Raw genomic sequence first — 23,971 nt, 5'->3', positions numbered from 1 at the left:
CTCAATCATCCTTTAAGTAAAAAATACTACCTGTCAGTTCACTTTCGGCAAGTGAAATAAAATCATTATCTGCAACTATAATATGGTCAATTAAGTGTGAACCTATTAAGTCAAGGGTAGTAATTAAATTTTTTGTGATAATTATATCTTCCTTTGATGGAAATGCCACACCACTTGGGTGATTATGGGCAACTACTGCTGTATGGGCATTATAATTCATAACAAGTTCAACAATTTTACGAACAGGCATTTCTGAACTTGTGAAAGAACCTCTTGCTACACTGCCAAAGAAAAGTTCTTTACCCTTAGAATCCATCAACAATAAATATACTTCTTCAGAATCCTTGCCAATATACTTAGGTAAAAAATAATCTCCTAAATGTTCCAAATCAATAATTTTATTTGCATTGTTGTGTTTATCGCTAATGTAAATACGAGTAAACTCAGGAATCATCTTGATAAGTATTGCAGTATGCTCACTTACTCCACACTCCATAATAGTGTTGATTGGAGAGTCACAAAGAGCAGAAAAAGAACCAAACTTATTTAACAGTTTATGTGCAATACCGTTAGTATCTTTTCTTGGACAAGCATAGTAAAGTAGCATTTCAAGTTGTTCGTATTGTTCAAAAATTTCCAAAGTACCGGCATCAAGAAACTTTTTCTTCATTCTGGAACGATGGTTTGCGTGTACATTTTCATTTGCCATATGAATCACCAAAGCATAATTTCTCACAATATTCTACATCATAATAATGTATCACAACATATTGTGATAGGTCAATTATAATTACACAACTGTAATCTTAAATTTATGATTTATTAAATAATTTTCTATATTTTTAGGGGATTTTTGCACAAATTAAATTAAAAAATAAGCCATAAAACCTTAAATAAGGAATTATGGCATTTATGATTTATTCACTTATATTCATTAACATTGACAAATATGAAGTATTGATTGTGTTTTTCATTGAGTAGCCTAGTTTTAACAATAGGCTTTCTAATACTTCTAATGATTTTTCTTTTTCAGAATTATTTTCCACTATAATTTCTAATTCTAAATAATCACCTAAACCCTTAACAGTATCTACACAAGCAGTTACATTGTTATTTTTTAGGTACTGTCTTTCCTTTATAAGTGGTGGTACTGCTGTAAAGCCTATATTTTCTAAAATTTCTTTAACAATATTAGAGTCTTTAATTTCAGTTTCAAGTTCTTTTCTTGACATAGAAATATTGTCTAGCTTTGCACCTTTATATGTAATCACCGAATTAGTTTCATTTGTAGATTTATTAAGTACATTTCTTATTCTTAATGCCTCATCAAGTGAAATAAAGTCATGATATGATGAAGTAAAGTAAGTGTCGGTTTCTACAACTAAACTTGACTTTATGAAATTTAGATTTTCTAATTTATTAATAATTTCTTCTTTATTAAGAATTTTTACTTTTAATTCAACTTCAATACTCATATTACTTTGCCCAAGTTACTTTGTCTTTGTCACCTGTATAATCAAACTTACCGTCATTCTTTTCTTCCAATGCTTTTATCATATGATAGGTAAATTCATTATATGGTGTTTTAATATTCAGTTCTTTTCCCATACGAATTAATGCTCCTGAAAACATATCAATCTCTGTATGTCTTTTTGCATCTAAGTCCTGTAATGTGGAATATCTTGCTGATGCAGGTACTGCACTGCCTCTCTTTGATAGTTCTCCTGACTTATTAATATCAATACCTTTTGCTTGTGCTATAGTTTCAAGTTCATTTCTTAAACCGTCACTAATAGCTTTCATATGGATACTGTCTTCATAACAACCTACACCTGCACCTAAAATTGCTTGTGGTAAATTGTTACACACATTAAGCCTAAACTTTGCCCACATTTCTTCTAATATGTAATCAGTATATCTATAATGAAGTCCTGTGTTGCTAAATAGTTCTTCAATAGCCTTAACTCTTTCGCTATAATATGGTTCTTCTGTTTCGCCAAAAATTATACCTAGTGTGGTTTCAGGGTTAAAGCAGTAACCGTTATTTTCTTTATGAGAGGCTACCTTAATAAGTGAATGGATAACATTCTTCTTGCCTATTTCTGCTGAAATAATTTCTTCACTGTCAACACCATTCATTAGGCTCATAACGACAGTATTTTCATTAACTACACTTGCAATTGTTTTCACTGCACTTGGCAAAGAATTATACTTTAATGCTACTACTAATAAATCAATATCTTTTTCTGTTGATGACCACACATTAGGATAATACTTTTCATTATTAATGGTAATACCATTCTTTAGTCTATCAGCTCTTTCACCCTCAGCTATAACACCAAGTTGGATATTATCTTTCTGTGAAAGTCCCCAAATTACATATGAGCCAACTGCTCCTGCACCAAGGACTGCTACTTTCTTTATTTTCATATTGTTCAACCTTATCTTTAATAAACTAAAATTAGTATAAACCTAATTACGAATATGGTCAACAAAAATTATCTGGCAATAAAAAATAAAGTATGATATAATAGCCTAGCAAAAGAAAGAAGGTTAATATGGATTATTCACAAATTTTAGCTAAAGAATTTAACATTAAAGAACAATACGCAACTAATATTATTAGTTTGCTTGATGAGGGAAATACAATTCCTTTTATTGCAAGATACCGTAAAGAAATGCATGGTTCTATGGATGACCAGTTGATAAGAGAATTTTCTGAAAAGTTAGAGTATCTTCGCAACCTTGATAAGCGTAGAGAAGAAATCAGAAACCTTATTAATGAACAAGAAAAATTAACTGATGAAATTTCTACTTCACTTGATAAGGCAGTTACACTTAGTGAACTTGAAGATATTTACAGACCATTTAAGCCAAAAAGAAAAACCAGGGCATCTATTGCAAAGGAAAAAGGTCTTGAACCACTTGCTATTGAAATACTTTTACAAGATAGCAAATTTAACCCTAACAAGTCAGCTGAAAAATATGTTAATGCTGAAAAAGGTGTTGATACAGTTGAAGATGCTATTAATGGTGCTAAGGACATTATTGCTGAACAAATTTCCGATAATTCAAAAATCAGAAAGACTATCAGAAAAATGTTAAACAACTATGGTACAGTAGTTTCTGTTGCAAGTGATAAAGACAAGGACAGTGTTTATAGGTCTTACTACGAATACAGTGAACCTGTAAAGAAAATTGCCGACCACAGACTTCTTGCTATTAACAGAGGTGAGAAAGACGGTTTCTTAAAGGTATCTATTCAATGTGATTATGAAAAGTTTATTGAATATATCAACAATGAAACTATCAACTACAAAAATGACTTATGCAGTGACATTATTAAAGAAGCCGGTGCTGACGCATATCAGAGACTTATTTTCCCATCTATTGAAAGGGAAATTCGTTCTGCTTTAACTGAAAATGCTTGTGAAAACTCAATGAAAGTTTTTGCAATTAATCTAAAGCAATTATTAATGCAACCACCTGTTAAGGGTAAAACTGTACTTGGACTTGACCCGGGATACAGAACAGGTTGTAAGGTTGCCGTTGTTGATGAAACAGGTAAGGTACTTGACACAACAGTTATCTACCCTACTCACGGTGAAATTAAGGTTAAGCAATCAAAAGAAAAAATTATTCAGTTAATTAAGAAATATGATGTAGATATTATTTCTATAGGTAACGGTACTGCTAGTAAAGAAACAGAAATGTTTGCAGTTGATGTAATTAAGGACTGTGGCAAAGATGTTAAGTATATGGTAGTTAGTGAGGCAGGTGCATCAGTTTATTCTGCATCTAAACTTGCTGCTAAAGAACTTCCTGAACTTGACCTTACCCTAAGAAGTGCCGTTTCTATTGCAAGAAGAATTCAAGACCCATTAGCTGAACTTGTAAAAATTGAGCCTAAAGCAATTGGTGTTGGTCAATATCAACATGATATGCCACAAAAAAGACTTGCTGAAACACTTGACGGTGTTGTTGAAAACTGCGTTAACTCAGTTGGTGCTGACTTAAATACTGCATCCCCTGCATTACTTTCAAGGGTTGCCGGTCTTAATGCTACTGTATGCAACAACATTGTAAAATACAGAGAAGAAAACGGTGCATTCTCTTCAAGAAGTGAACTAAAGAAAGTACCTAAACTTGGACCTAAAGCATTTGAACAATGTGCCGGTTTCCTTAGAGTTGCTGAAAGTAAGAATCCATTTGACAACACAGGTGTTCACCCTGAAAGTTATAGCAATGCAAAAGAACTGCTAAAGACACTTGACTACAGCGACAAGGATATTAAAACCGGTGACTACTCTGACCTATCAACCAGAGTAAAGAACTTTGGCAGTAAGAAACTTGCTGACATTGTTGAAATCGGTTTACCTACACTTGACGATATTGTAAAGGAACTATCTAAACCCGGACGTGACCCTAGAGATGAACTTCCTGCACCTATGCTAAGAAGTGATGTACTTGACATTAAGGACTTAAAGGAAGGTATGGAACTTAAGGGTACTGTAAGAAATGTTATTGACTTTGGTGCATTTATTGACATTGGTGTGCATCAAGACGGTCTTGTACATATTTCTCAAATCTGTGATAAGTACATTAAGCATCCATCAGAGGTGCTAAAAGTCGGTGACATTGTAAAAGTAAAAATTCTTTCTGTTGAACCTGAAAAGAATAGAATTGCTTTGACTATGAAATTTTAATTTTTCGAGTTATTAATTATATTTGTGAGTTAAAATAAGGTGTAATATAAATTAGGGTTTGTGGGGTTGTTTATGTAGTGTGGGTTAATTAGATAGTAACCGATTAATTCATCTAATTAATAGCTTTTTCACTCCTTCAGTCATTCTTTAAAAGGTGAATTGCTCTGCAATTCACGAATGACAGCTCCCTCGTCTGAGGGAGCCAGACACAGTTTCTGCAAATCAATAAGTATGTACATATTTTCAAAATTGTACATACTTTGTTGCCTCCCTCGCTGAGGGAGGTGGCTTTGCGTATGCAAAGACGGAAGGAGTGATTGGAATTGTAAATTCATTTACAATTCCATATTATCTGAAACTTTCCTCTATTTCTAACTATAAAATATAAGAAAAATTATGAGTTACAGTTGTAGGGGACATCATTGATGTCCCGTAACAATTTTTCCTATTTATCAGTATTTTGTCCTATTTAAAAATCTTGAAATTATAGTTTGTAAATGGGGCAATAATCCCATAGGTATCGCACTTTTAACGGGCGAACGATGTTCGCCCCTACGACTGTGAGCCAAAATTTTGTTATAATTCACACCCACAAACCCTAATTTGCAGAAGTGATTAATCTCTTAACCCACAAACGAAATTAAAAATTTAGCATTGCAATATATTTTTGATTATGTTAAAATATATCTATGTGGTAGACTATTTTATAGTCATTCATTTGAAAAATCCCCTTTGATTTATTACAGTTGCCAGACCGTATTCAAGGGGATTTTTTTATACAAAAATAACGGTGTAAATTCTTATGAGTTTGCACCGTTTTACTTTTAGTTAATTCTTTATTTTAGTTTAATTTTTTAGGTTAAATTTATATTCTGCTTTAGTTTGCTTTATAATTTGCTTATAGCTAATAAATATTACTTTTTCTCATCAAGTAGCATTACGCCTTGCTGAGGGTTCTTATCAATTGCACCTACGATTTTATGTGGAACATATAATTCTTCAATATAAGCAATATCTTCATCAGTTAACTTAACATCAAAAGCACCTACTGCATCATCAAAATACTTTGCTTTTGTTGCACCTATAATTGGTGAAGCAACACCCTTTGTCCACTGCCAAGCAATGGCTATTTGTGACATTTTGCAATTATACTTTTCTGCAAGTTCATTTACACGATTGACAATTTGAATGTCATACTTTTCCATTTTGCCATACTTACCTACTGCTACTCTATCGGTTTTACCTCTTAGAGTATCACTATTCCAAGTTGGTCGAGCAAGATGACCGGCAGCTAATGGGCTATATGGCATTAAGGAAACTCCCATTTGTTTACAAATAGGAATAAGCTCTCTTTCGTCTTCACGATAAAGAAGATTGTAGTGGTTTTCCATTGCTGAAAATTCTGTCCAACCATTATCCCTAGCAGTTAGTTGCATATTGTAGAACTGATAACCGTACATTGCAGATGCACCGATTGCACGAACTTTCCCTTGTTTTACTAGGTTATGTAGTGCCTCCATAGTTTCTTCAATAGGTGTTTCGTAGTCAAAACGATGGATAATATATAGGTCAAGGTAATCTGTACCTAATCTTTTTAGTGTACCCTCAATTTCACGATTGATAGCATTTTTAGAAAGTCTACCCTCATTGAAATAAACCTTTGAGGCAATTACTACCTTATCTCTAGGAACATTATTCTTGATAGCTTTTCCTAAATATTCTTCACTTGTACCGGCAGAATAGCCATTTGCAGTATCAAAAAAATTAATACCAAGGTCAAGGGCTTTCTTTACTAATTTTTCACTTTCAGTTTCATTAAGTGTCCAATCATGCATTGTACCGGCTTTACCAAAGCTCATACAACCTACACATAGCTTTGACACTTCAATATCTGTTTTTCCTAACTTAGTATATTCCATATAATCACTCTTTTCATATATAGTTATCTCTAAGTAAATTATAATCTTTTGTTCTTAAAAAGTCTAATGCTTTTAGTTAATTTATTACAATGCCTAGAAGGTATTATGGATAGGATAATTAATTTTTCTTAAGAACAATATATTATGATTTATTTATGTTATAATGATAGTTAACAATAAAAACTAAAATACATTGAGGGGAAAATGAAAGAAATAGATTTGACTAGTGGTTCTATATTCAAAAAGTTGATAAAATTTTCTTTACCTATGATTGTGGGGAATTTTCTTCAACAAATATACAACCTTGCAGACACATTGATTGTGGGAAAATACATAGGTGCAAATGCCTTAGCATCAGTTGGTTCGGTATATACTTTAATGACATTTATCACATCAATTATTATTGGGTTATGTATGGGTAGTGGTGCATTTTTCTCATTAGATTATGGTGCTAAAAATCATAAAAGATTAAAGGAAGATATTGTACTGTCATTTATATTTATACTGTCGGTATCGGCAATAATCAGCATAGTTATTTACCCTTGTATGGGAATAATACTTTCAATTTTACAGACACCTAGTACATTAATGGCACTTACCAAAGAATATGTTACCGTAATATTCAGTGGTATAATATTTATATTTTTATACAATTTCTTTGCATATTTATTACGGTCAATAGGCAAACCATATGTACCATTAGTGTTCTTGGGAATATCATCGGTACTGAATATTATTCTTGATATTTGGTTTGTTGTTTCACTTAACAAGGGAGTATTCGGTGCAGGGTTTGCTACTGTAATATCACAAGGTGTGGCAGGTATTGGGTTACTGATTTACTCAATAATAAAAGTACCTATTGTGAGAATTCAGAAAGAAAAAGTTGATTTAAGTTTCAAAAGATTTAGGGAAATTGTTATAAATGACCTTGCTACTTCTGTACAACAATCTGTAATGAACTTTGGTATTCTGATGATTCAAGGGTTGGTAAACAGTTTTGGTGAAGTTATTATGGCATCATTTGCAGCAGCAGTAAAGATTGACACATTGGCATATATGCCTTCCCAAGAATTTGGCAATGCCTATTCCCTATTTATTTCACAAAACTACGGTGCTAAAAAATCAGACCGTATCAAGAATGGCACAAAAATTTCTTTTATAGTATCAGCTATATTTTGCCTAGTTGTTTCAGCTATTATATTTATATTTGCTGAAAGTCTTATGGGAATTTTCGTTGAGTCATTTGAAAAAGAGATTATTATTGAGGGTGCAAAGTACCTAAGAATTGAGGGTGCTATGTATGTTGGTATCGGTATATTATTCCTATGGTATGGGTACTTTAGAGGAGTTAACAAGCCACTTATTTCTCTGATTCTTACAATTATTTCTCTTGGTACAAGGGTAGTGCTTTCTTATGCATTAGCACCAACTACACCACTTGGAGTAATTGCAATTTGGCTATCTATTCCTATCGGTTGGATACTTGCTGATGTTGTGGGATATTTTTATTATAGGAAAAATAAATTATAAATCATAAATGATGTAAAAAGGCAAGGTATTATTTACCTTGCCTTTATTCTTTACTCTTATTCAACTGTAATTATAAACTTAAGATTTTTGTTTAAATCATTCATAAGAAAGTACAATATCAAGCAATAGTTCATTACTAACTTTACTTGTTGCAAAAAACTGCAAATCATCTAAAATAAAATAATTCATACATCTTATTTTATCATCAACAGAAACCTTTGCAACACCTTTAAAAGTATCATTTGATACTTTTTCAACAGTTAAAATTTCAATACACTTAAAGTTATCTGATAAAGGATTTTGCTCTACATTGTAATTTACAGAAGTGAAAATTTCATTAAAGTTAATTTTATTTTCACTTTGGAAAACTGCAACCTTATTATTTTCATTATTAATATATAGCTTTCCCTCATTATCCAACAAAGACCAATTCTTTGGAATACTTATGCTTTTGCCATTGTCAAGAACTACCTTTTTCATTTTAAGAGGCATTTCATCTCTAAGTTGTTTACTATACTTAGCATAGAAATATGTGAAGACTAATAAAACCAAAATACATACCAAAGATATAATTGACAGTCTAAGGAAATGATTTTGTTGAGCATTAATACAAGCAAGTATTAGATGTCCAAGTGGACTTAGGCATACAATAGCCATAATAAATAAAGTTGAGTTTTTTAAAAATCTTTTCATAAATTTGTACCTTTGTATCTATAAGATGCAATAAAACTATTTACACTTTTTATTACAATTTTGGCAACCACAATTGCAACAACCTTTGCCTTTTTTCTTTCTACTTCTCATTGAGAAAATTGCAATAGCTACTGCAACAATGACTAAAGCTAAAATTATATAATCCCAAAAATTTAAACTGCTTAGAAAATCCATACTACACCATTCCTACTGCTGAACCGATTAAGTGGACTATGAATGCTACTACCCAAGCAATAACACACTGCCATAAAGCAACACCTATTGCCCACTTACTGCCTAGTTCCCTTTTTACTGATGCAATAGCTGCAACACAAGGAGAATATAGCAAACTAAATACAAGTAGTGATGATGCTGCAAGTGGTGTTAATACTGAGGCAATGTTGCCACTAAATAGGACTTGTAATGTTGAAACTACACTTTCCTTAGCCATAATACCTGAGATTAATGAAGTACATATTCTCCAATCTCCAAGTCCTAATGGTGCAAATATCGGTGAGATAAAACCTGAGATTGAGGCTAACATACTATCTGCTGAATTTGTCACCATATTAAAGTGAATATCAAAGCTCTGTAAGAACCAAACAACTATTGTTGCAATTAAGATAATTGAAAATGCTCTCTGCAAAAAGTCCTTTGCTTTTTCCCACAATAGCTGAACAACATTCTTTGCACCTGGTAATCGGTAGTTTGGTAATTCCATAACAAATGGTACTGCCTCACCTTTGAACAATGTTCCTTTATATAGAAAAGCAATCAATATACCGATTACTATACCCAGCACATACAGTCCTGACATTATCAGTCCACCTTGTTTAGGGAAAAATGAACTGACAAAAAATGAATAGATAGGTAACTTTGCAGTACAACTCATAAATGGAGTTAGTAGGATTGTCATCTTTCTATCTCTTTCGGATGTTAAAGTTCTTGTTGCCATAACTGCCGGTACTGTACAACCAAAACCAATTAGCATTGGAACAATACTTCTGCCTGACAGACCGATTTTTCTCAGCAATTTATCCATTACAAATGCTACTCTTGCTATGTAGCCACTGTCCTCCATTAATGATAAGAAGAAAAACAATGTTACGATTATAGGTAAGAAACTTAACACACTACCTACACCGTTAAATATACCATCTATTACAAGACTATGTATTGTATCATTTACATGGGCTGAGGTTAGAGCATTATCTGTTATTGTGGTTAATGAGTCAATGCCCATTTCCAATAAAGTTTGTAGTCCTGCACCTATTACATTAAATGTTAGGTAAAAAACTAAAACCATTATTGCAATAAAACAAGGAATTGCAGTATATTTACCTGTTAGAATTTTGTCTATCTTTTCACTTCTGACTCTTTCTTTACTTTGCTTTGGTTTGATAACTGTATCTTCACAAAGTTTTTCGATAAAGTCAAAACGCATATCGGCTATTGAGGCATTTCTGTCAAGTTGTCTTTCTGTTTCAAGTTGTTGAACAATATGCTCAAGCATTTCCATTTCGTTTTCATCAAGGTTCAACTTATCAAGAATTAGGTGGTCACCCTCTATTGCCTTAGTAGCTGCAAACCTTACAGGAATATCTGCTTGTTCTGCATGGTCCTCTATTAAGTGAATTACTGCGTGAATACAACGATGTACTGCACCGTTGTGGTCATTTTTGTCACAAAAATCCTGACGCAATGGCTTTTCCTGATACTGAGCAATATGAAGTGCGTGTTTGATAAGTTCATCAACACCTTCATTTTTTGCTGCTGAAATTGGAATAACCGGTACACCAAGCATTTTTTCCATTGTATTTACATCAATAGAACCTTGGTTACCTGTAACTTCATCCATCATATTAAGTGCAATAACCATTGGAATATTCATTTCAAGAAGTTGCATTGTAAGGTAAAGGTTTCTTTCAATATTGGTTGCATCTACAATATTAATAATAGCCTTTGGCTTTTCGTCAAGTACAAAATTTCTTGAAACAATTTCTTCACTACTATATGGTGACATTGAGTAAATTCCCGGTAGGTCAGTTACATTTGTGTTGGGATAGCCTTTGATTGAACCATCCTTTCTGTCAACTGTTACACCTGGAAAGTTACCGACATGCTGATTTGAACCGGTGATTTGGTTGAACAAAGTTGTCTTGCCACAGTTTTGGTTGCCAACCAAAGCATATGTAAGGGTTGTTCCTTCCGGCAAAGGGTTGCCATCTCCCTTTGAATGGAATTTGCCTTCTTCACCAAGACCTGGATGCTCTGTATCCTTGAACCTATCCACTCTATCGTGACTTCTTGTACGAGATTTGATAGGTTCTACCTGAATTTTATCGGCATCTGCTAATCTTAAAGTCAGTTCATACCCATGGACCTGAAGTTCCATAGGGTCACCCATTGGTGCAAATTTCACAACAGTTACTTCTGCATTAGGAATCATACCCATATCAAGAAAATGTTGTCGCAATGCACCCTCACCACCAACTGATGTTATGATGGCACTTTCGCCTATATTCAATTCTTTTAAGGTCATAAATTAAATTATCCTTCCCTTTTCTCCTAAAATTATAAAAATTTTTGCATACTTTTAAACTCCAAGATTATTATAATACATTTAACTACATAAATCTACAATATCTGCACATATGATGAAAATTTCATGAATAATCAAAGTAATACTACTTATAATAGATTACTGTAGTGAATAATTGTTAAGAGTAATAGACAAAATGTTAAAGATGTGTTAGTTATTATACAAATAAAGGTAAAGGTCAGAAATTTATAGTATTTTACTAGTTATTTGCTTGACGATAATGCTTAATTATGCTAAAATATTTAAGAACATAGGATTACAGTTTATGCTGAATAACTATAGCATTGGACTGAAAAATACAATTTCTATGTAAAAATTCAAGAAAAAGAAAGGTTGATACTGAAATGGCAAAGATTGATTTAACTAAGTATGGTATTACCGGTACTACTGAAATTATCCACAATCCTTCCTACGAAGAACTATTCAACGAAGAAACAAAGCCTGAACTAGAAGGCTATGAAGTTGGTCAGGAAACTGAACTAGGTGCAGTTAATGTAATGACCGGTATTTACACAGGTCGTTCACCTAAAGACAAGTTTATCGTTATGGACGAAAATTCTAAGGACACTGTATGGTGGACTTCTGATGAATACAAGAACGACAACCACCCAGCTACACAAGAAGCATGGGAAGCTGTAAAGGAAATTGCTAAGAAAGAACTTTCTAACAAGAAGCTTTATGTTGTTGACGCATTCTGTGGTGCTAACCACGACACAAGAATGGCAGTTCGTTTCATCGTTGAAGTTGCATGGCAGGCTCACTTTGTAACAAATATGTTCATTAAGCCAACTGCTGAAGAACTAGAAAACTTTGAACCTGACTTTATCGTTTACAACGCATCAAAGGCTAAGGTTGAAAACTATAAGGAACTAGGTCTAAACTCAGAAACAGCTGTTCTATTTAACATCACAAGCCGTGAACAGGTTATCGTTAACACATGGTACGGTGGTGAAATGAAGAAGGGTATGTTCTCAATGATGAACTACTACCTACCTCTAAAGGGTATTGCTTCAATGCACTGCTCAGCTAATGCTGATATGAACGGTGAAAACACAGCCATCTTCTTCGGTCTATCAGGTACAGGTAAGACAACACTTTCAACAGACCCTAAGAGACTTCTAATCGGTGATGACGAACACGGTTGGGATGACAATGGTGTATTTAACTTTGAAGGTGGTTGCTATGCTAAGGTTATCGACCTTGACAAGGAATCTGAACCAGACATCTACAATGCTATCAGAAGAGATGCTCTACTAGAAAATGTTACTGTTGACGAAAACGGTAAGATTGACTTTGCTGATAAGTCAGTTACAGAAAACACTCGTGTTTCTTACCCAATCGACCACATTGAAAACATTGTTCGTCCTGTATCTTCTGCTCCTGCTGCAAAGAATGTAATCTTCCTATCAGCTGATGCATTTGGTGTACTACCTCCAGTTTCTATTCTAACTCCTGAACAGACAAAGTACTACTTCCTATCAGGCTTTACTGCAAAGCTAGCAGGTACTGAAAGAGGTATCACAGAACCAACTCCAACATTCTCTGCTTGTTTCGGTCAGGCTTTCCTAGAACTTCATCCAACAAAGTATGCTGAAGAACTAGTTAAGAAGATGGAAAAGAGTGGTGCTAAGGCTTACCTAGTTAACACAGGTTGGAACGGCACAGGTAAGAGAATTTCTATTAAGGATACAAGAGGTATCATTGATGCTATCCTTGACGGTTCTATTACAAAGGCTCCTACAAAGACTATCCCTCACTTCAACTTTGAAGTTCCTACAGAACTACCAGGTGTTGACCCAGCTATCCTAGACCCTAGAGACACATATGCTGATGTTAACGAATGGGAAACAAAGGCTAAGGATCTTGCTTCAAGATTTGTTAAGAACTTTGCTAAGTATGAAGGTAATGAAGCAGGTAAGGCTCTAGTATCTGCAGGTCCTACAGTAGAATAATTTTAGTCTTAACTAACTTTATAATTCATAAATTTAGGGTGTACTCGCTGAGTACACCCTTTTTGTTATGCCTATTTATTTTTATTAAAAAAGAGCATAAGCAAATGCTTATACTCAATTAGTCTTCAAACTGAAGATTTTTCATTTTTACATACTGCTTTAAAAGTCCCATTGCTGCATTACCCGGTGAATCAGGGAATAAGACTTTATGAGCTTTGGTTGCTTTCACCCATTGTGCTGAATTAACTTCTTGTGAAAGTTTCAGTTCACATTTTGGTGAATATGCCATAAAAGCATGCATAAGTTTGTCACCATCTTCAAACCAATATGTACCACCATACTGAAGATTATCAAGCTTTATGCCTAGTTCTTCCTCCACTTCTCTATAGGCAGTTTCTTCAGCATTTTCCCCCAGCAAAATATATCCGGCAGTAATTGTGCCATAAACTTTGGAAATATAATCTTGCATACAAACTACAATTTCATCAAATTCATTGTACACCAGAACAATTACACAGCTCTCAAAACTGTCAAACCAATATCTGTTGCACTCATAACAAAATGGTACTTCACCATCATCCCCTGCCATTTTAGGCTTTAATTCACTGCCACATTGTGGACAAAATTTGTACTTCATAAGTCACCTATCATTTCACTAAATTTCAATGATATTTTACTACATTTATTTTTAAAACACAATATTGATTATACAAAAAGCCACCAAAATATTACTTGGTGGCTGATTTCATAAATATGGATTAATTAAACTAGAGCCTATGAAGATTTCATACACATATCCACAATAGTGAAATTATAAAGGGTTATTAAACACAATCAACAATGATTATGTTGTTCCGATCTACAATAGTAGAAATTCTAAAGGATTATTAAACTAATGCCATTGTAAAGATAGTTACCATATCTACAATAGTAGAAATTCTAAGGGTTGATTAAACGCTAATATAGGTGAAATACCTGCATTTATCTACAATAGTAGAAATTCTAAGGGTTGATTAAACCTCCCGAACTTCTTCATATTTATTGCGAATCTACAATAGTAGAAATTCTAAGGGTTGATTAAACGGTCGATATAGTCGTCTATTGCTTTCTATCTACAATAGTAGAAATTCTAAGGGTTGATTAAACAGTCTTTGAATACCTAGACAAAATGGGAGATCTACAATAGTAGAAATTCTAAGGGTTGATTAAACCACAATCGTTACGGCTACACCTAGCAATCTACAATAGTAGAAATTCTAAGGGTTGATTAAGCCCTAACTTTGTTTAACCCTACATAAATTACATCTTGGTAATTTATGCAATTGTTCATTGTGCATATAATCTTCATTGTTTAACAACCTTTTTCAAAGAATATCTAAAATAAAGACTGAGGTTTGCAAATTATGTAACAACAAGCAAAGGCTCATCTTCATTTTTAGCATAACCAAATTTTTGAACTTTGCATGAACTACTTAACTGAAAGATATACACACTATCAGATTGGTCAAACATTTTCAAAAATTTATTATTAATATCTGCAATAATGTTGTTTAGTATTCTTTCACTATTATCAATCTCATATACAGAATACTGCAACATATGACCAAAACGCTTAATGTACTTTGAAAATTTACTGCGTTTTCTGTCATCAGATATATCATAACTAATTATAATCATATTATTCTCCTATGTCAAATACAGGAAATTTATCCACATCTAATTTCTTCATAAATGCTCTGTAGTAAGACTGAATATATAGAAAAATTGAATCTTTCTACACTTATTATGTACCACTGTCCACTGTTGTGTGGACAGCAGTACCATTTAGTTGGTCTGAATTTTTATAGGTCATTTTCTCAGTATCATAATCAAGTGAATGAAAATAAATTGACACAGGGCAAAAGATAAAATCATTAAGATTAGAAATAGCAATAGGGTTTTCACTCACCTAAATCACCTTTTTGAGCAAATTCCAGCCATTCCTTTTTGCTGATTTTCAACAACTCATTATTGGTTACATCATCGGCTTTTTTTAGTTTGTTAATAATCATCAATCCTTTTCGTGCAATGTTATATGCACCATTTGCATCACCGTCTTGTGGTTGTGACGGTACTTCATTATTAGACTTTTTGTAGTTTTCGCTATAATAGAAGTTACCGTTTCTATCCTTTATCGGTGAGATAATGTAATCAACATCACTATTAATTTCAGAATTTCTCAACTGAACAGTCAGTTTAAGAGTATCCATAAATGACTTTAGGAGTTCCTTACTATTAACTAACAATAACTTTTCCTTAATATTATCATTAACAAAGTCAATACCTGCGTTAGTAAAAGTTTCCTTGAACTTTTCAGTAATATCAACAACTACACTAGCTGTTTTATTTCTTGAATCTTTGTAATACTTAATTCTGTTGCCATAAGAACAGATTGTCCACTTCTTACGATAATTGTAACTACCTTGCGGGAACTTATCATAATCAATATCAAACTCAAAGTAATCTTCACTTTGGTTATATCGAATATCATCAATATTGCTAATGAAGTTGTGAGTTTTTGGTATTGTTTCATACTTAGGATAAAGCAGATTTGCAAAACCTGTTACCGGGTCAATCTTACTTGTCAGATATGGGTCAACATAAAAGATAATACCACTTTGTTTACCGATTCTTTCAAATGTTTCAAACTTATTTGTAAGCTGATATGCCTTTAAAAGTCCACCACATTCTTTATAGTCAGTACCTTTATCAACATAATAATTCAGCTTATTAATAAGCATAGTTTCAAACTTTTGATAAACTTGTTTTTCAACTTTTGTTCTACCTCTTTTGAAACCACCATTAAGGTTTTCCATCACAACAATTGCATCATATTGAACAATAAGTTTACAAATTTGATGTACAACCTGACTAATGTAACCGTCTTTCAGTTCCTTAATTGTTTCAATAGTTTTCCAAGTTTTTCTTGCCTTTTGTCTATCTTCTTCCCTTTGATTAAGTTTTTTCTGATAATCAGTTTTGTATTTTTTACCATTGTAACTGTTTTCAATAATATTGAAGTTGATTTGGTCAACTATTACTCCATCACTATTAATTATAGTTACATAGATAAGATTTCTTTCACCTCTATCAATACCAATAATATGGTTTTTATTTGACTTCTTGAGAAGTTCTCTAACATCATTGTTTAACCAATAATGGTCAGGCTGATTACAATTCATTGCTAAAGTTAAATGTAGAGAAAATTGATCTTTAGTAAAGCGTTTGTTCTTTACTATATCGTAGTCAAATTTGCTATAATACTTAGCTTTCTCATCATCTGTAGGATTGTCTTTATCATTTACTTTATCTTCACAAGTACGCTTAATAATTTCAACATTTGCATCATGTTTAAATTCTGAATCTTTCTTGATACTTGCAGGTCTATAGAACATTTCTGCTCCACCTTGTAGCTTGTACACTAAATTTTCAAGATTTCTGTCATCAAATAGCATTTGAAAATACATAGTATGTAAGTTTTTCTTACCCTTACTATACTCAGAAAAATCCTTGTTGTAGATTTTGAAAAGATAAAGTTTGCCTTGTTCTACTAATGAAAGTAATTGTTTTTCAGATACTTTCACTTTGGTAATTTGGTAGGCTTGATTGTTAACATCATCAACAAATTCATTAAAACTTCCATACTCATCAGCTGACTTAAAAACAAAATTGTACTTGCAATAATATTCCTTAGTTCTTGCAATATAGTACTCTAAATATGCTTTTAGGTCATCTTTGTTAAAGTTATTACTTGTGGTTTTATAACTTTCGGTTTTTCTAATTCTATTGATATTTTCAGGTAGATACTGATTCTTTAGTTCTTCAAGAACAGCATTAACACCATCAGCATTCTTTCTACCGTTTTTCTTTACAATCTTGCCATCAACAAGCATAAGATTTTGAATAACTCTACCCGGATTTGGGATTTGATTGTACTCAATCTTAACCATTGTATCACTATCATTTTCAGGAGTATTATACTGAGTTTTGAATTCTCTCTTGGTTTCTTTGTCCATTACACCAAGATAATACAATCCATCTTTCATAAAAAGTTGTGCTGAATAGTCAGTTTCTTTGCTATGTTGCCATCCACCTAGGAACTGTGGATTATCAAAAGACAGCTTAATTTTATCAAGTGAATAAGGCTTTTCCGTAATGTAATTTCTTACCTTGTCATATAGCTTATCAATATATCTCAACTGATCAAACCATTTTGTAAAACTACCATAGAAAAGTTCATCCTTGCCACTTTCTTTGCCGGTACCGGTTAGTATTTTCACAAAACTTTCTAATGATTTAACACTATCTAAAAAGTCCTTAATAAGTGCTACATCTTCTTCGCTTGTTTTTAGGTTTTTATTTTTCGGATAATCACTAGATAATAAGTCTTTTACTAGTTGATATTTATTTTCAACTTCTGTTGTAACTCTATGAAAATCACAACTAAAGTAATCTGTAATTTTCTTACTGTTAATATCTTCTTCAAGAGTTGTTGCAATTAACTCTTGTAGCTGATTAATTGAAAAACTTTCTGACTTTTTATAGACTTTATGTCTCTTGTCATTATACTTATCAATATCTTTTGCTTTCTCCGGATTATTGACTTTATCATATTGGTCATTCCATAAATTACGGAATACTGACCAATCATTGAACATACTTTGTGATAAATTAGTAAGTGAAATATCATTCCTTACAAACACACCATCAAGGTTATATTCTGATAGATTATCAAAAATCTTCTCAAATTCAGTTATAGTGTCTTTTAATGCAGTGAAGTTCTTTTCAGCATCACCGGTATTATAGAAATCATAAACTGCTTTTAGGAGTTCATTGTCACTTTCAAACTTACTAGGAAGAAAAGAAATAGTCTTTTTTTGACTGCCAATCTGCTTATATAGTCGTTTTAGGTTAGGGACTTTATGACCTTGTTCTGCAGTTTGGTTATGGAGATTAATGTACTCATTAATCCCCTTAACCTTGTCATTACCTATAATAGCGTTGTAGGAATCAATACCTGACTGTGAAAGAACACAATTGAAATAATCCAAGGTAAACATATCATCAACTGTTGTGTCATATACACCCTTAAAGTTATTTCTAAGTTCTTCAAGGTCACTTGGCTTTAGTTCTTCTAAAGCCTTTTCATATGCTTTCATATTATCAATAAATTTGGGTAAATTATCATTAATACATCTATAAGGAATTGCAGTTGACTGTTCCTTATCTGTATACATATTCTTACAATTATCGTAATAACTGTTAAAATAAGTTGAGAAAGAAGAAAGATTTGCTATATCTTCAAGGGCCTTTTCGTCATCTTCAAGATACTCAGGTAGATAATCAGATAAAATCTTTTTATTTAATCGTTTCAAAATTTCTTTTAAAAGATCGGCTAATTCTTTCCTTAACTTTTCTTCAACAGACTTAAACTTCTGTTCATCCCTGTCTTTAGTGATATAAAGTTCATAGTACTCATCAAGATGCTTTAACTTTACGGGTTGGGAAAGACATATATCACTTTCATCTGCAAGGTACTTTGAAATATACTCCTTGATACGCTTTGCAGAATCTAGCAAATCTTTTTCTTTGGATAATCTGCCTTTAAATTCAAAGTTGTCAGCAGTTGCTCCTATTGGAATAAGGCTGAATCTTAAAGTTTTTTGAATGTTGTATAAATCAGTGAAAAAATCAATTTTTCTACATTCATCTGAAAATTTGTTAATGTTGATTGACATTGTATCATTCCTTTTATATGTAATTTTAAGGTTATTATTTATAATATCAACATCATAATCTAATTATATATCAGTATCTATAGTAATTCAATACACAAACCATCCAAATTTTAATGATTTAATTTGTTTAATATTTTCACAAGTTAAATACACTAATTTTTATATAATAAATTATATCATATTATGTGTCCCACTTTTGGGACTTACCTATAAAAAAAGAGTGATAGTTGAAAAACTATCACTCTCAAACTCCATAAAACATACTACGGTTTCATGGACTACAACATAATAACCTATCTACAATAGTAGAAATTCTACTATCATTATATTCTATGTGCAATCTACTGTCAAATAAAATTATTCTATATAAATTTGATTAACCTTAGTTAACTTATATATTAATATTATATCTTGGGTGGAGCAGGCGACGTCATAGTCGAACACTGCTCCGTGCAGGTTTTATCGGTGTTAAAGGCTTCTTCAATTTCCTCTAACGGTATGTCATCAATGCTCACAGGCTTCTTGCTGGCGTTGATTATCAGTGTAAAGTGGTCATCGTAAAGATACACCGAATGAACAAGAATATTGATGATAGCTCGGCGTTTGTTTATATCATCCAGCGGCATTTCACATACGAAATCGAGGAAAGCGAGTATCTGCGCTTCCGAAAGACAGATACGTTTGTTTTGTTCAATGGCAAGCTGTTCCTCCAGCTCTTCTTTTTCAGCCTGACGCTTGTTAAGGCGTTCTGTCAGCATTGGCACGGATTGTCCTTGCTCAATACCTCTCCATAAATTTTCTATGGCAGTATCCGCTTCTCGGATGGCTTTCTTTAACTGCTTGACCGAAAGATTATCAGGGCTTTTATTACATTCCTCAGCTACCTTTTTGGCTATGAATTCGATGTTTTCATCTGTAAGCAGTTTCAAACATTCCGCAATCACTCTGTCCTCGATTTTCTTTTTGCCAACGATTGTTTTATCACAGCGTTTCTTTCGGGCTTCCTTGCAGATGTAATAGTGATACTGTTTTCCGGTTTTGCTTGTGCCGCCGTAACCGACCATCATATTCTTACAGTGACCGCAAAATAGCTTTGTTGTCAAAAGATATTCGCCCTCGCCGTGCATTCTGGCTGGAGCCTTTTTGTTTTTGTTCAGTATATCCTGAACCTTGTAGAATAAATCGTCGTCTAAAATCCTCGGCATACCGTCCGGTGTTTCCTGTCCCTTATACATATAAACCCCTATATATCGCTTGTTGCTCAACATACGGCTAAGACTGTTGTAGGTAAAATCGTTACCTAAAGACGTTTTGACTTTGCGGCGTTTCAAATCCTTTACGATTTCTGCCTTTGTTTCACCGCTGGCGTATCGCTCAAATATCTCACGCACGATTTTGGCTTCGTCCTCGTCAACATAAAATCGCCTGTCTTTATCCACCTTAAACCCAAGACCGGGATTGCTGCCGTTGGACAAACACTTTTGCGCGTTGATTTCCATTCCTCGGTGGATCTTCTGAGAAAGCTCGGCGGAATAATACTCCGCCATACTCTCCAACACGCCTTCGACGAGGATGCCCGATGCGTCATCGGTGATATTCTCTTTTGCCGATAACACCCTCACACCGTTCTTTTTTAGCTTGGCTTTGTAGATTGCGCTGTCGTAGCGGTTACGGGCAAAGCGGTCAAGCTGATACACCAACACACCCTCAAAGGTGTGCTTATCGCTGTCGGAAATCATACGCTGAAACTCGGCACGATTATCATATTTACCGCTCATAGCTCTGTCTATGTACTCACCGACAACTGTATAATGATTTTGCTCCGCGTATTCATAGCAAACCTTTAACTGACCTTCGATGGATTGCTCGGTCTGACTGTGGCTCGAAAAGCGGGCATAGATTACTACATTCATAATTGACCTCCTTTGCTCTCCGCCGAGATGACGGAGAGCTTTATTGATTATATTTTACAGGATTTGTAGAAAACAGTCGATTGTGTCAAATTTACGCAATCTTTTTTCCGTCCTGATATTCGGGGTGAGCCTTTAGCCACTTCTCGTAATACTGTTTGCCAAACTCACTGTTATAAAACTCGATGATATCGGGAACAAATGCTTTTGCGAGGAGCGTTAACGTTTCTTCCGAGTATTCCGCAGTTTGCAATTCATTGTTCAATAGGCTCACCTCATCTTTCACGGTCACGCTGTCGCTTGAGATAGCGTTGGTAATAATCGCAGGCTTTGAGGACAAAGTCCTCAAGCTGATTGTCGGTGGCTCTCGGAGCGTATTTTCTTACCTTGTCCATTGGGATTTTCAGCGTTTCCCGTTGGTTTGCTTTTTCCTCCGACATCACGAGCTCCAAACCTTCTTTCGTCAGAGAACAGCTATTAAAGGCTTTGTGCAAACGATAAGCCTGTGAGTAAGACGGTGTATGATCATCCCGCTCGATAATCGCATATAAATCACGCTGGATTTCGGGTGAGAGATATGACAGCTCTACGCCGACAGAGAAAGCGATCTTGCCTTCATCCATCAGGTTTAGCAATTCGGGGATAAGATTTGTTAAGCGAATATAACGCTGTACGGTTTTGTAGCTTTCACCTGATTGTTCACCGATAAATGCAGTCGCTCGGTTTTCGTCAGACTTCGGGACAATTTGTCCCGAAGTGAGATCAGTTCGCTGTCCCTGATGCTTTAGTGCTTCGGCTTTCAGCTTATAGGCAAAAGCCTTTTCCGACGGTAGAATGTGCTCCCTGTGTAGATTGCTGTCCACCACCATAATCGCCGCCTCGTCACGGCTGACGGGACGAATAAAGGCAGGGACTTCTGTGAGCCCTGCCTTCTGCGCCGCACGGAAGCGGCGGTGTCCGGATATGATTTCATACTCGTTTGTTGTGCCTTCAAGAGGACGGACGATTAGCGGTGTCATAATGCCCTGCTGTTGAACACTCATAATTAGATTGTTCATTTCTTCATTGTCGAGCACCTGATAAGGGTGGTCTTTGAATTCGTGTAATTTGTTGATTGATATATTGGTCATCTTTCGTAACTCCTTTGTTTAGTTTTAGTTGGTTGATAATATTTGTACTTGTATCTGCCTTGCTCCAGCTGCTTTTCCTGTTCAATCAAAGCTCGGAGTCGAGGCACTTTGTTTTCAATGCGCTCGCAGATTTTGAGCTGCCGGCGCAAAGGTGTCAGCTTCTTTGTGATTTCTCTACATTGTTCTTTTAGAGAATTATCTTCTTCCGGCGTTTTCGCCCTGCGGATTTGATTGCAGATATGCTGTCGCTCAGTTTCATAAGCCTTGATTTGCTCAGTGATTTCATTTCGGCAAGATACAAAATCCTCTGCGCACTCCACGCTGTGATTGCAGAGGAAATGGTATTCTTCAAGCGTTCGGTCAAGATTGATAATTTCTGCTCGCAAATCAGGCGACAGCGGACGATAATCAGCTTTCTTGATATTCGAGCCTGTGCAGATTTTAGCTATAGTGATAATCAGTTCAAACAGCGAGGTAATCAGGTCGGGCGTATGCTCCTTTTCGTAATCTCGTATAACCAAAATCAATGGTGTTCTGCGGACTACAGGTCTCGGCGTGTAGAAATCCATAAAGTACCTGTCCTCGTGTTGTGTGCGCAGGCGAGTTAAGATGGCTTGTCTGGAATAATCCTTACCCAGACTGCTTATCCTTACGGGCTTCTGCCAATCGGGAGCGACTACGGACGGATGCTCATATTTGAAGTTCCTCACAAACTTGTAACCGAGAGAACGCAGGTACACTTCAAAGTCCACCGGATTACAGGTATTCGCAAGCGCTTCATCAACGTCCTTACGAAGCATATCTTTGTGCGGTAGCTGTCCGCTTTTCCGTATCCAATACGCTTTATCTCCGCCGTAGAACGGAGCGTTTTCGAGAATGGATTTACCGTATTCACGGCAGACCTCATCGGAAATCTCTCGCAGCTTGTAGTGGTCGGAGATATGATTTTCAAATTTTTTACCGGTGCGAAAGGAAACGCTGTTTAGGACAATGTGATTATGAATATTTGAGGTATTTAGATGCGTCGTTACGACAACCTCATAATCATCGCCCCACATACGCTTGGCGGTTTCAATTCCGATTCGGTGTGCTTCTTCGGGCGTGACCTCGCCTGCCTGAAAGCTCTGATAACCGTGATACACTGCATTACCGCCGAGCTTGCCGAAACGTCGCTTGGTGGTCATCATCTGCTCATAGGCTCGCTTCTTCGTACAGTTGATTCCGCTGACATACATCGTTTGATCTGTCTTGTTGCTGTTCTCAACGTAATTGAGGGTAGCGGCTAAGTCATCATCAAGATATTTGCGCTCGATTGTTTTATCGGGATTCTGAGCGTAATTGATAACATCCTTCAACCGTCCTTTGACGGGCCAGAAGCCTGTTGTAGCCACGTCGTTACCTCCTTGCAGATCTGTGCTGTTGTAGATTTCTCCGGCAAGAGTAACTGCCGTTGGATTTCATCAACCGTTTCAAGCAATCTCCGCTCGATATCGGGTGACACCTTATCGGCAACCTCGTCGCACAATCGGCAGAGCATTTGATAGAAATGAAAAAAGACATCAGGCTGCACCGTCCTCGGTGCATAACCCAATGCCCTTTGTCTGAAATATTCGGATTGCGTTAAGCCACAGCTCTCGGCGAGCTTGGCTATCTTGTTCTTCTCGGACTGCGTAACACGCAGTTCGATTCTTGCATTTTTATCGTTCAATAATATACCTTCTTTCTTCGGGTGTTAGGGTGTCCCTAAAGACT

At 34.8% G+C, this 23,971-nt stretch carries 19 protein-coding genes and 1 CRISPR repeat array; of the genes, 3 read left to right on the top strand and 16 right to left on the bottom strand.

What is annotated here, in order from left to right; genetic code table 11:
- Position 1: 1 nt before the first annotated feature.
- From E5Z56_RS10005 to E5Z56_RS09995, 3 genes are all read right to left on the bottom strand, one after another.
- Positions 2–709: a JAB domain-containing protein gene (locus tag E5Z56_RS10005; RefSeq protein ID WP_138157661.1), complete on the bottom strand. Its 708-nt coding sequence runs from the start codon at positions 707–709 to the stop codon at positions 2–4.
- A gap of 208 nt (positions 710–917) precedes the next feature.
- Positions 918–1,475 carry a class IV adenylate cyclase gene (gene cyaB, locus E5Z56_RS10000; protein WP_138157660.1) on the bottom strand — a complete coding sequence of 186 codons (558 nt, stop codon included), beginning with the start codon at positions 1,473–1,475 and terminating at the stop codon, positions 918–920.
- A 1-nt stretch (position 1,476) separates the two neighbouring features.
- Positions 1,477–2,430, bottom strand: a complete 954-nt coding sequence (locus E5Z56_RS09995) for a ketopantoate reductase family protein (RefSeq protein ID WP_138157659.1) — start codon at positions 2,428–2,430, stop codon at positions 1,477–1,479.
- A gap of 128 nt (positions 2,431–2,558) precedes the next feature.
- Here E5Z56_RS09995 and E5Z56_RS09990 point away from each other — a divergent pair, with 128 nt between their 5' ends.
- Positions 2,559–4,706 (top strand): Tex family protein, encoded by a 2,148-nt coding sequence (locus E5Z56_RS09990; protein ID WP_138157658.1) that lies wholly within the window; start codon positions 2,559–2,561, stop codon positions 4,704–4,706.
- A 914-nt stretch (positions 4,707–5,620) separates the two neighbouring features.
- Here the strand turns inward: E5Z56_RS09990 and E5Z56_RS09985 are convergent.
- Positions 5,621–6,625 carry an aldo/keto reductase gene (locus E5Z56_RS09985; RefSeq protein WP_138157657.1) on the bottom strand — a complete coding sequence of 335 codons (1,005 nt, stop codon included), beginning with the start codon at positions 6,623–6,625 and terminating at the stop codon, positions 5,621–5,623.
- 204 nt (positions 6,626–6,829) lie between these two features.
- On the opposite strand from E5Z56_RS09985, the gene E5Z56_RS09980 reads away from it, so the two are divergent.
- Positions 6,830–8,155, top strand: a complete 1,326-nt coding sequence (locus E5Z56_RS09980; RefSeq protein ID WP_138157656.1) for an MATE family efflux transporter — start codon at positions 6,830–6,832, stop codon at positions 8,153–8,155.
- A 96-nt stretch (positions 8,156–8,251) separates the two neighbouring features.
- On the opposite strand, the gene E5Z56_RS09975 is transcribed toward E5Z56_RS09980, so the two are convergent.
- From E5Z56_RS09975 to feoB, 3 genes are read right to left on the bottom strand one after another with little or no spacing between them, the layout of a single operon-like run.
- Positions 8,252–8,848: a hypothetical protein gene (locus E5Z56_RS09975; protein WP_138157655.1), complete on the bottom strand. Its 597-nt coding sequence runs from the start codon at positions 8,846–8,848 to the stop codon at positions 8,252–8,254.
- Positions 8,849–8,884: 36 nt separating this feature from the next.
- Positions 8,885–9,043 (bottom strand): FeoB-associated Cys-rich membrane protein, encoded by a 159-nt coding sequence (locus E5Z56_RS09970; RefSeq protein WP_138157654.1) that lies wholly within the window; start codon positions 9,041–9,043, stop codon positions 8,885–8,887.
- 1 nt (position 9,044) lies between these two features.
- Positions 9,045–11,390, bottom strand: coding sequence for a ferrous iron transport protein B (gene feoB, locus E5Z56_RS09965; RefSeq protein ID WP_138157653.1), 2,346 nt, complete (start codon positions 11,388–11,390; stop codon positions 9,045–9,047).
- A gap of 404 nt (positions 11,391–11,794) precedes the next feature.
- Here feoB and pckA point away from each other — a divergent pair, with 404 nt between their 5' ends.
- A complete protein-coding gene (gene pckA, locus E5Z56_RS09960; RefSeq protein ID WP_138157652.1) occupies positions 11,795–13,402 on the top strand; it encodes a phosphoenolpyruvate carboxykinase (ATP) in 1,608 nt (535 codons plus the stop codon).
- A gap of 118 nt (positions 13,403–13,520) precedes the next feature.
- Here the strand turns inward: pckA and E5Z56_RS09955 are convergent, their stop codons facing one another.
- The 9 genes from E5Z56_RS09955 to E5Z56_RS09920 all read right to left on the bottom strand — a co-directional run bounded on the left by E5Z56_RS09955 (position 13,521) and on the right by E5Z56_RS09920 (position 23,927).
- Positions 13,521–14,039 carry an NAD(+) diphosphatase gene (locus tag E5Z56_RS09955; protein WP_138157651.1) on the bottom strand — a complete coding sequence of 173 codons (519 nt, stop codon included), beginning with the start codon at positions 14,037–14,039 and terminating at the stop codon, positions 13,521–13,523.
- A gap of 220 nt (positions 14,040–14,259) precedes the next feature.
- Positions 14,260–14,675: direct repeats of the CRISPR family, unit length 36 nt; unit sequence ATCTACAATAGTAGAAATTCTAAGGGTTGATTAAAC.
- Positions 14,676–14,803: 128 nt separating this feature from the next.
- On the bottom strand, positions 14,804–15,079 hold the full coding sequence (gene cas2 / locus E5Z56_RS09950) for a CRISPR-associated endonuclease Cas2 (RefSeq protein WP_138157650.1): 276 nt from the start codon (positions 15,077–15,079) through the stop codon (positions 14,804–14,806).
- A 106-nt stretch (positions 15,080–15,185) separates the two neighbouring features.
- A complete protein-coding gene (locus E5Z56_RS11715; protein WP_175405455.1) occupies positions 15,186–15,350 on the bottom strand; it encodes a PD-(D/E)XK nuclease family protein in 165 nt (54 codons plus the stop codon).
- Complete coding sequence (cas12a, locus tag E5Z56_RS09945; RefSeq protein ID WP_138157649.1) at positions 15,343–19,179, bottom strand: type V CRISPR-associated protein Cas12a/Cpf1; 3,837 nt, start codon at positions 19,177–19,179, stop codon at positions 15,343–15,345. Before cas12a ends, E5Z56_RS11715 begins: the two co-directional genes overlap by 8 nt.
- 404 nt (positions 19,180–19,583) lie before the next feature.
- On the bottom strand, positions 19,584–21,092 hold the full coding sequence (locus E5Z56_RS09940; RefSeq protein WP_138157648.1) for a recombinase family protein: 1,509 nt from the start codon (positions 21,090–21,092) through the stop codon (positions 19,584–19,586).
- Positions 21,093–21,183: 91 nt separating this feature from the next.
- Positions 21,184–21,354 carry a hypothetical protein gene (locus E5Z56_RS09935; RefSeq protein ID WP_232842436.1) on the bottom strand — a complete coding sequence of 57 codons (171 nt, stop codon included), beginning with the start codon at positions 21,352–21,354 and terminating at the stop codon, positions 21,184–21,186.
- A gap of 10 nt (positions 21,355–21,364) precedes the next feature.
- Entirely contained in the window at positions 21,365–22,219 is an 855-nt protein-coding gene (locus E5Z56_RS09930; RefSeq protein ID WP_138157646.1) for a ParB/RepB/Spo0J family partition protein, read from the bottom strand.
- Positions 22,216–23,610, bottom strand: coding sequence for a relaxase/mobilization nuclease domain-containing protein (locus E5Z56_RS09925; RefSeq protein ID WP_175405454.1), 1,395 nt, complete (start codon positions 23,608–23,610; stop codon positions 22,216–22,218). Before E5Z56_RS09925 ends, E5Z56_RS09930 begins: the two co-directional genes overlap by 4 nt.
- Positions 23,571–23,927: a plasmid mobilization protein gene (locus tag E5Z56_RS09920; protein WP_138157644.1), complete on the bottom strand. Its 357-nt coding sequence runs from the start codon at positions 23,925–23,927 to the stop codon at positions 23,571–23,573. The genes E5Z56_RS09925 and E5Z56_RS09920 overlap by 40 nt, the downstream gene beginning before the upstream one ends.
- Between the last annotated feature and the right edge of the window lie 44 nt (positions 23,928–23,971).

The sequence above is a fragment of the Ruminococcus bovis genome (assembly GCF_005601135.1).
Classification (GTDB): domain Bacteria; phylum Bacillota; class Clostridia; order Oscillospirales; family Acutalibacteraceae; genus Ruminococcoides; species Ruminococcoides bovis.
The sequence above is the reverse complement of the archived record's forward strand: the minus strand, read 5'-3'. Positions and strand labels throughout refer to the sequence as shown.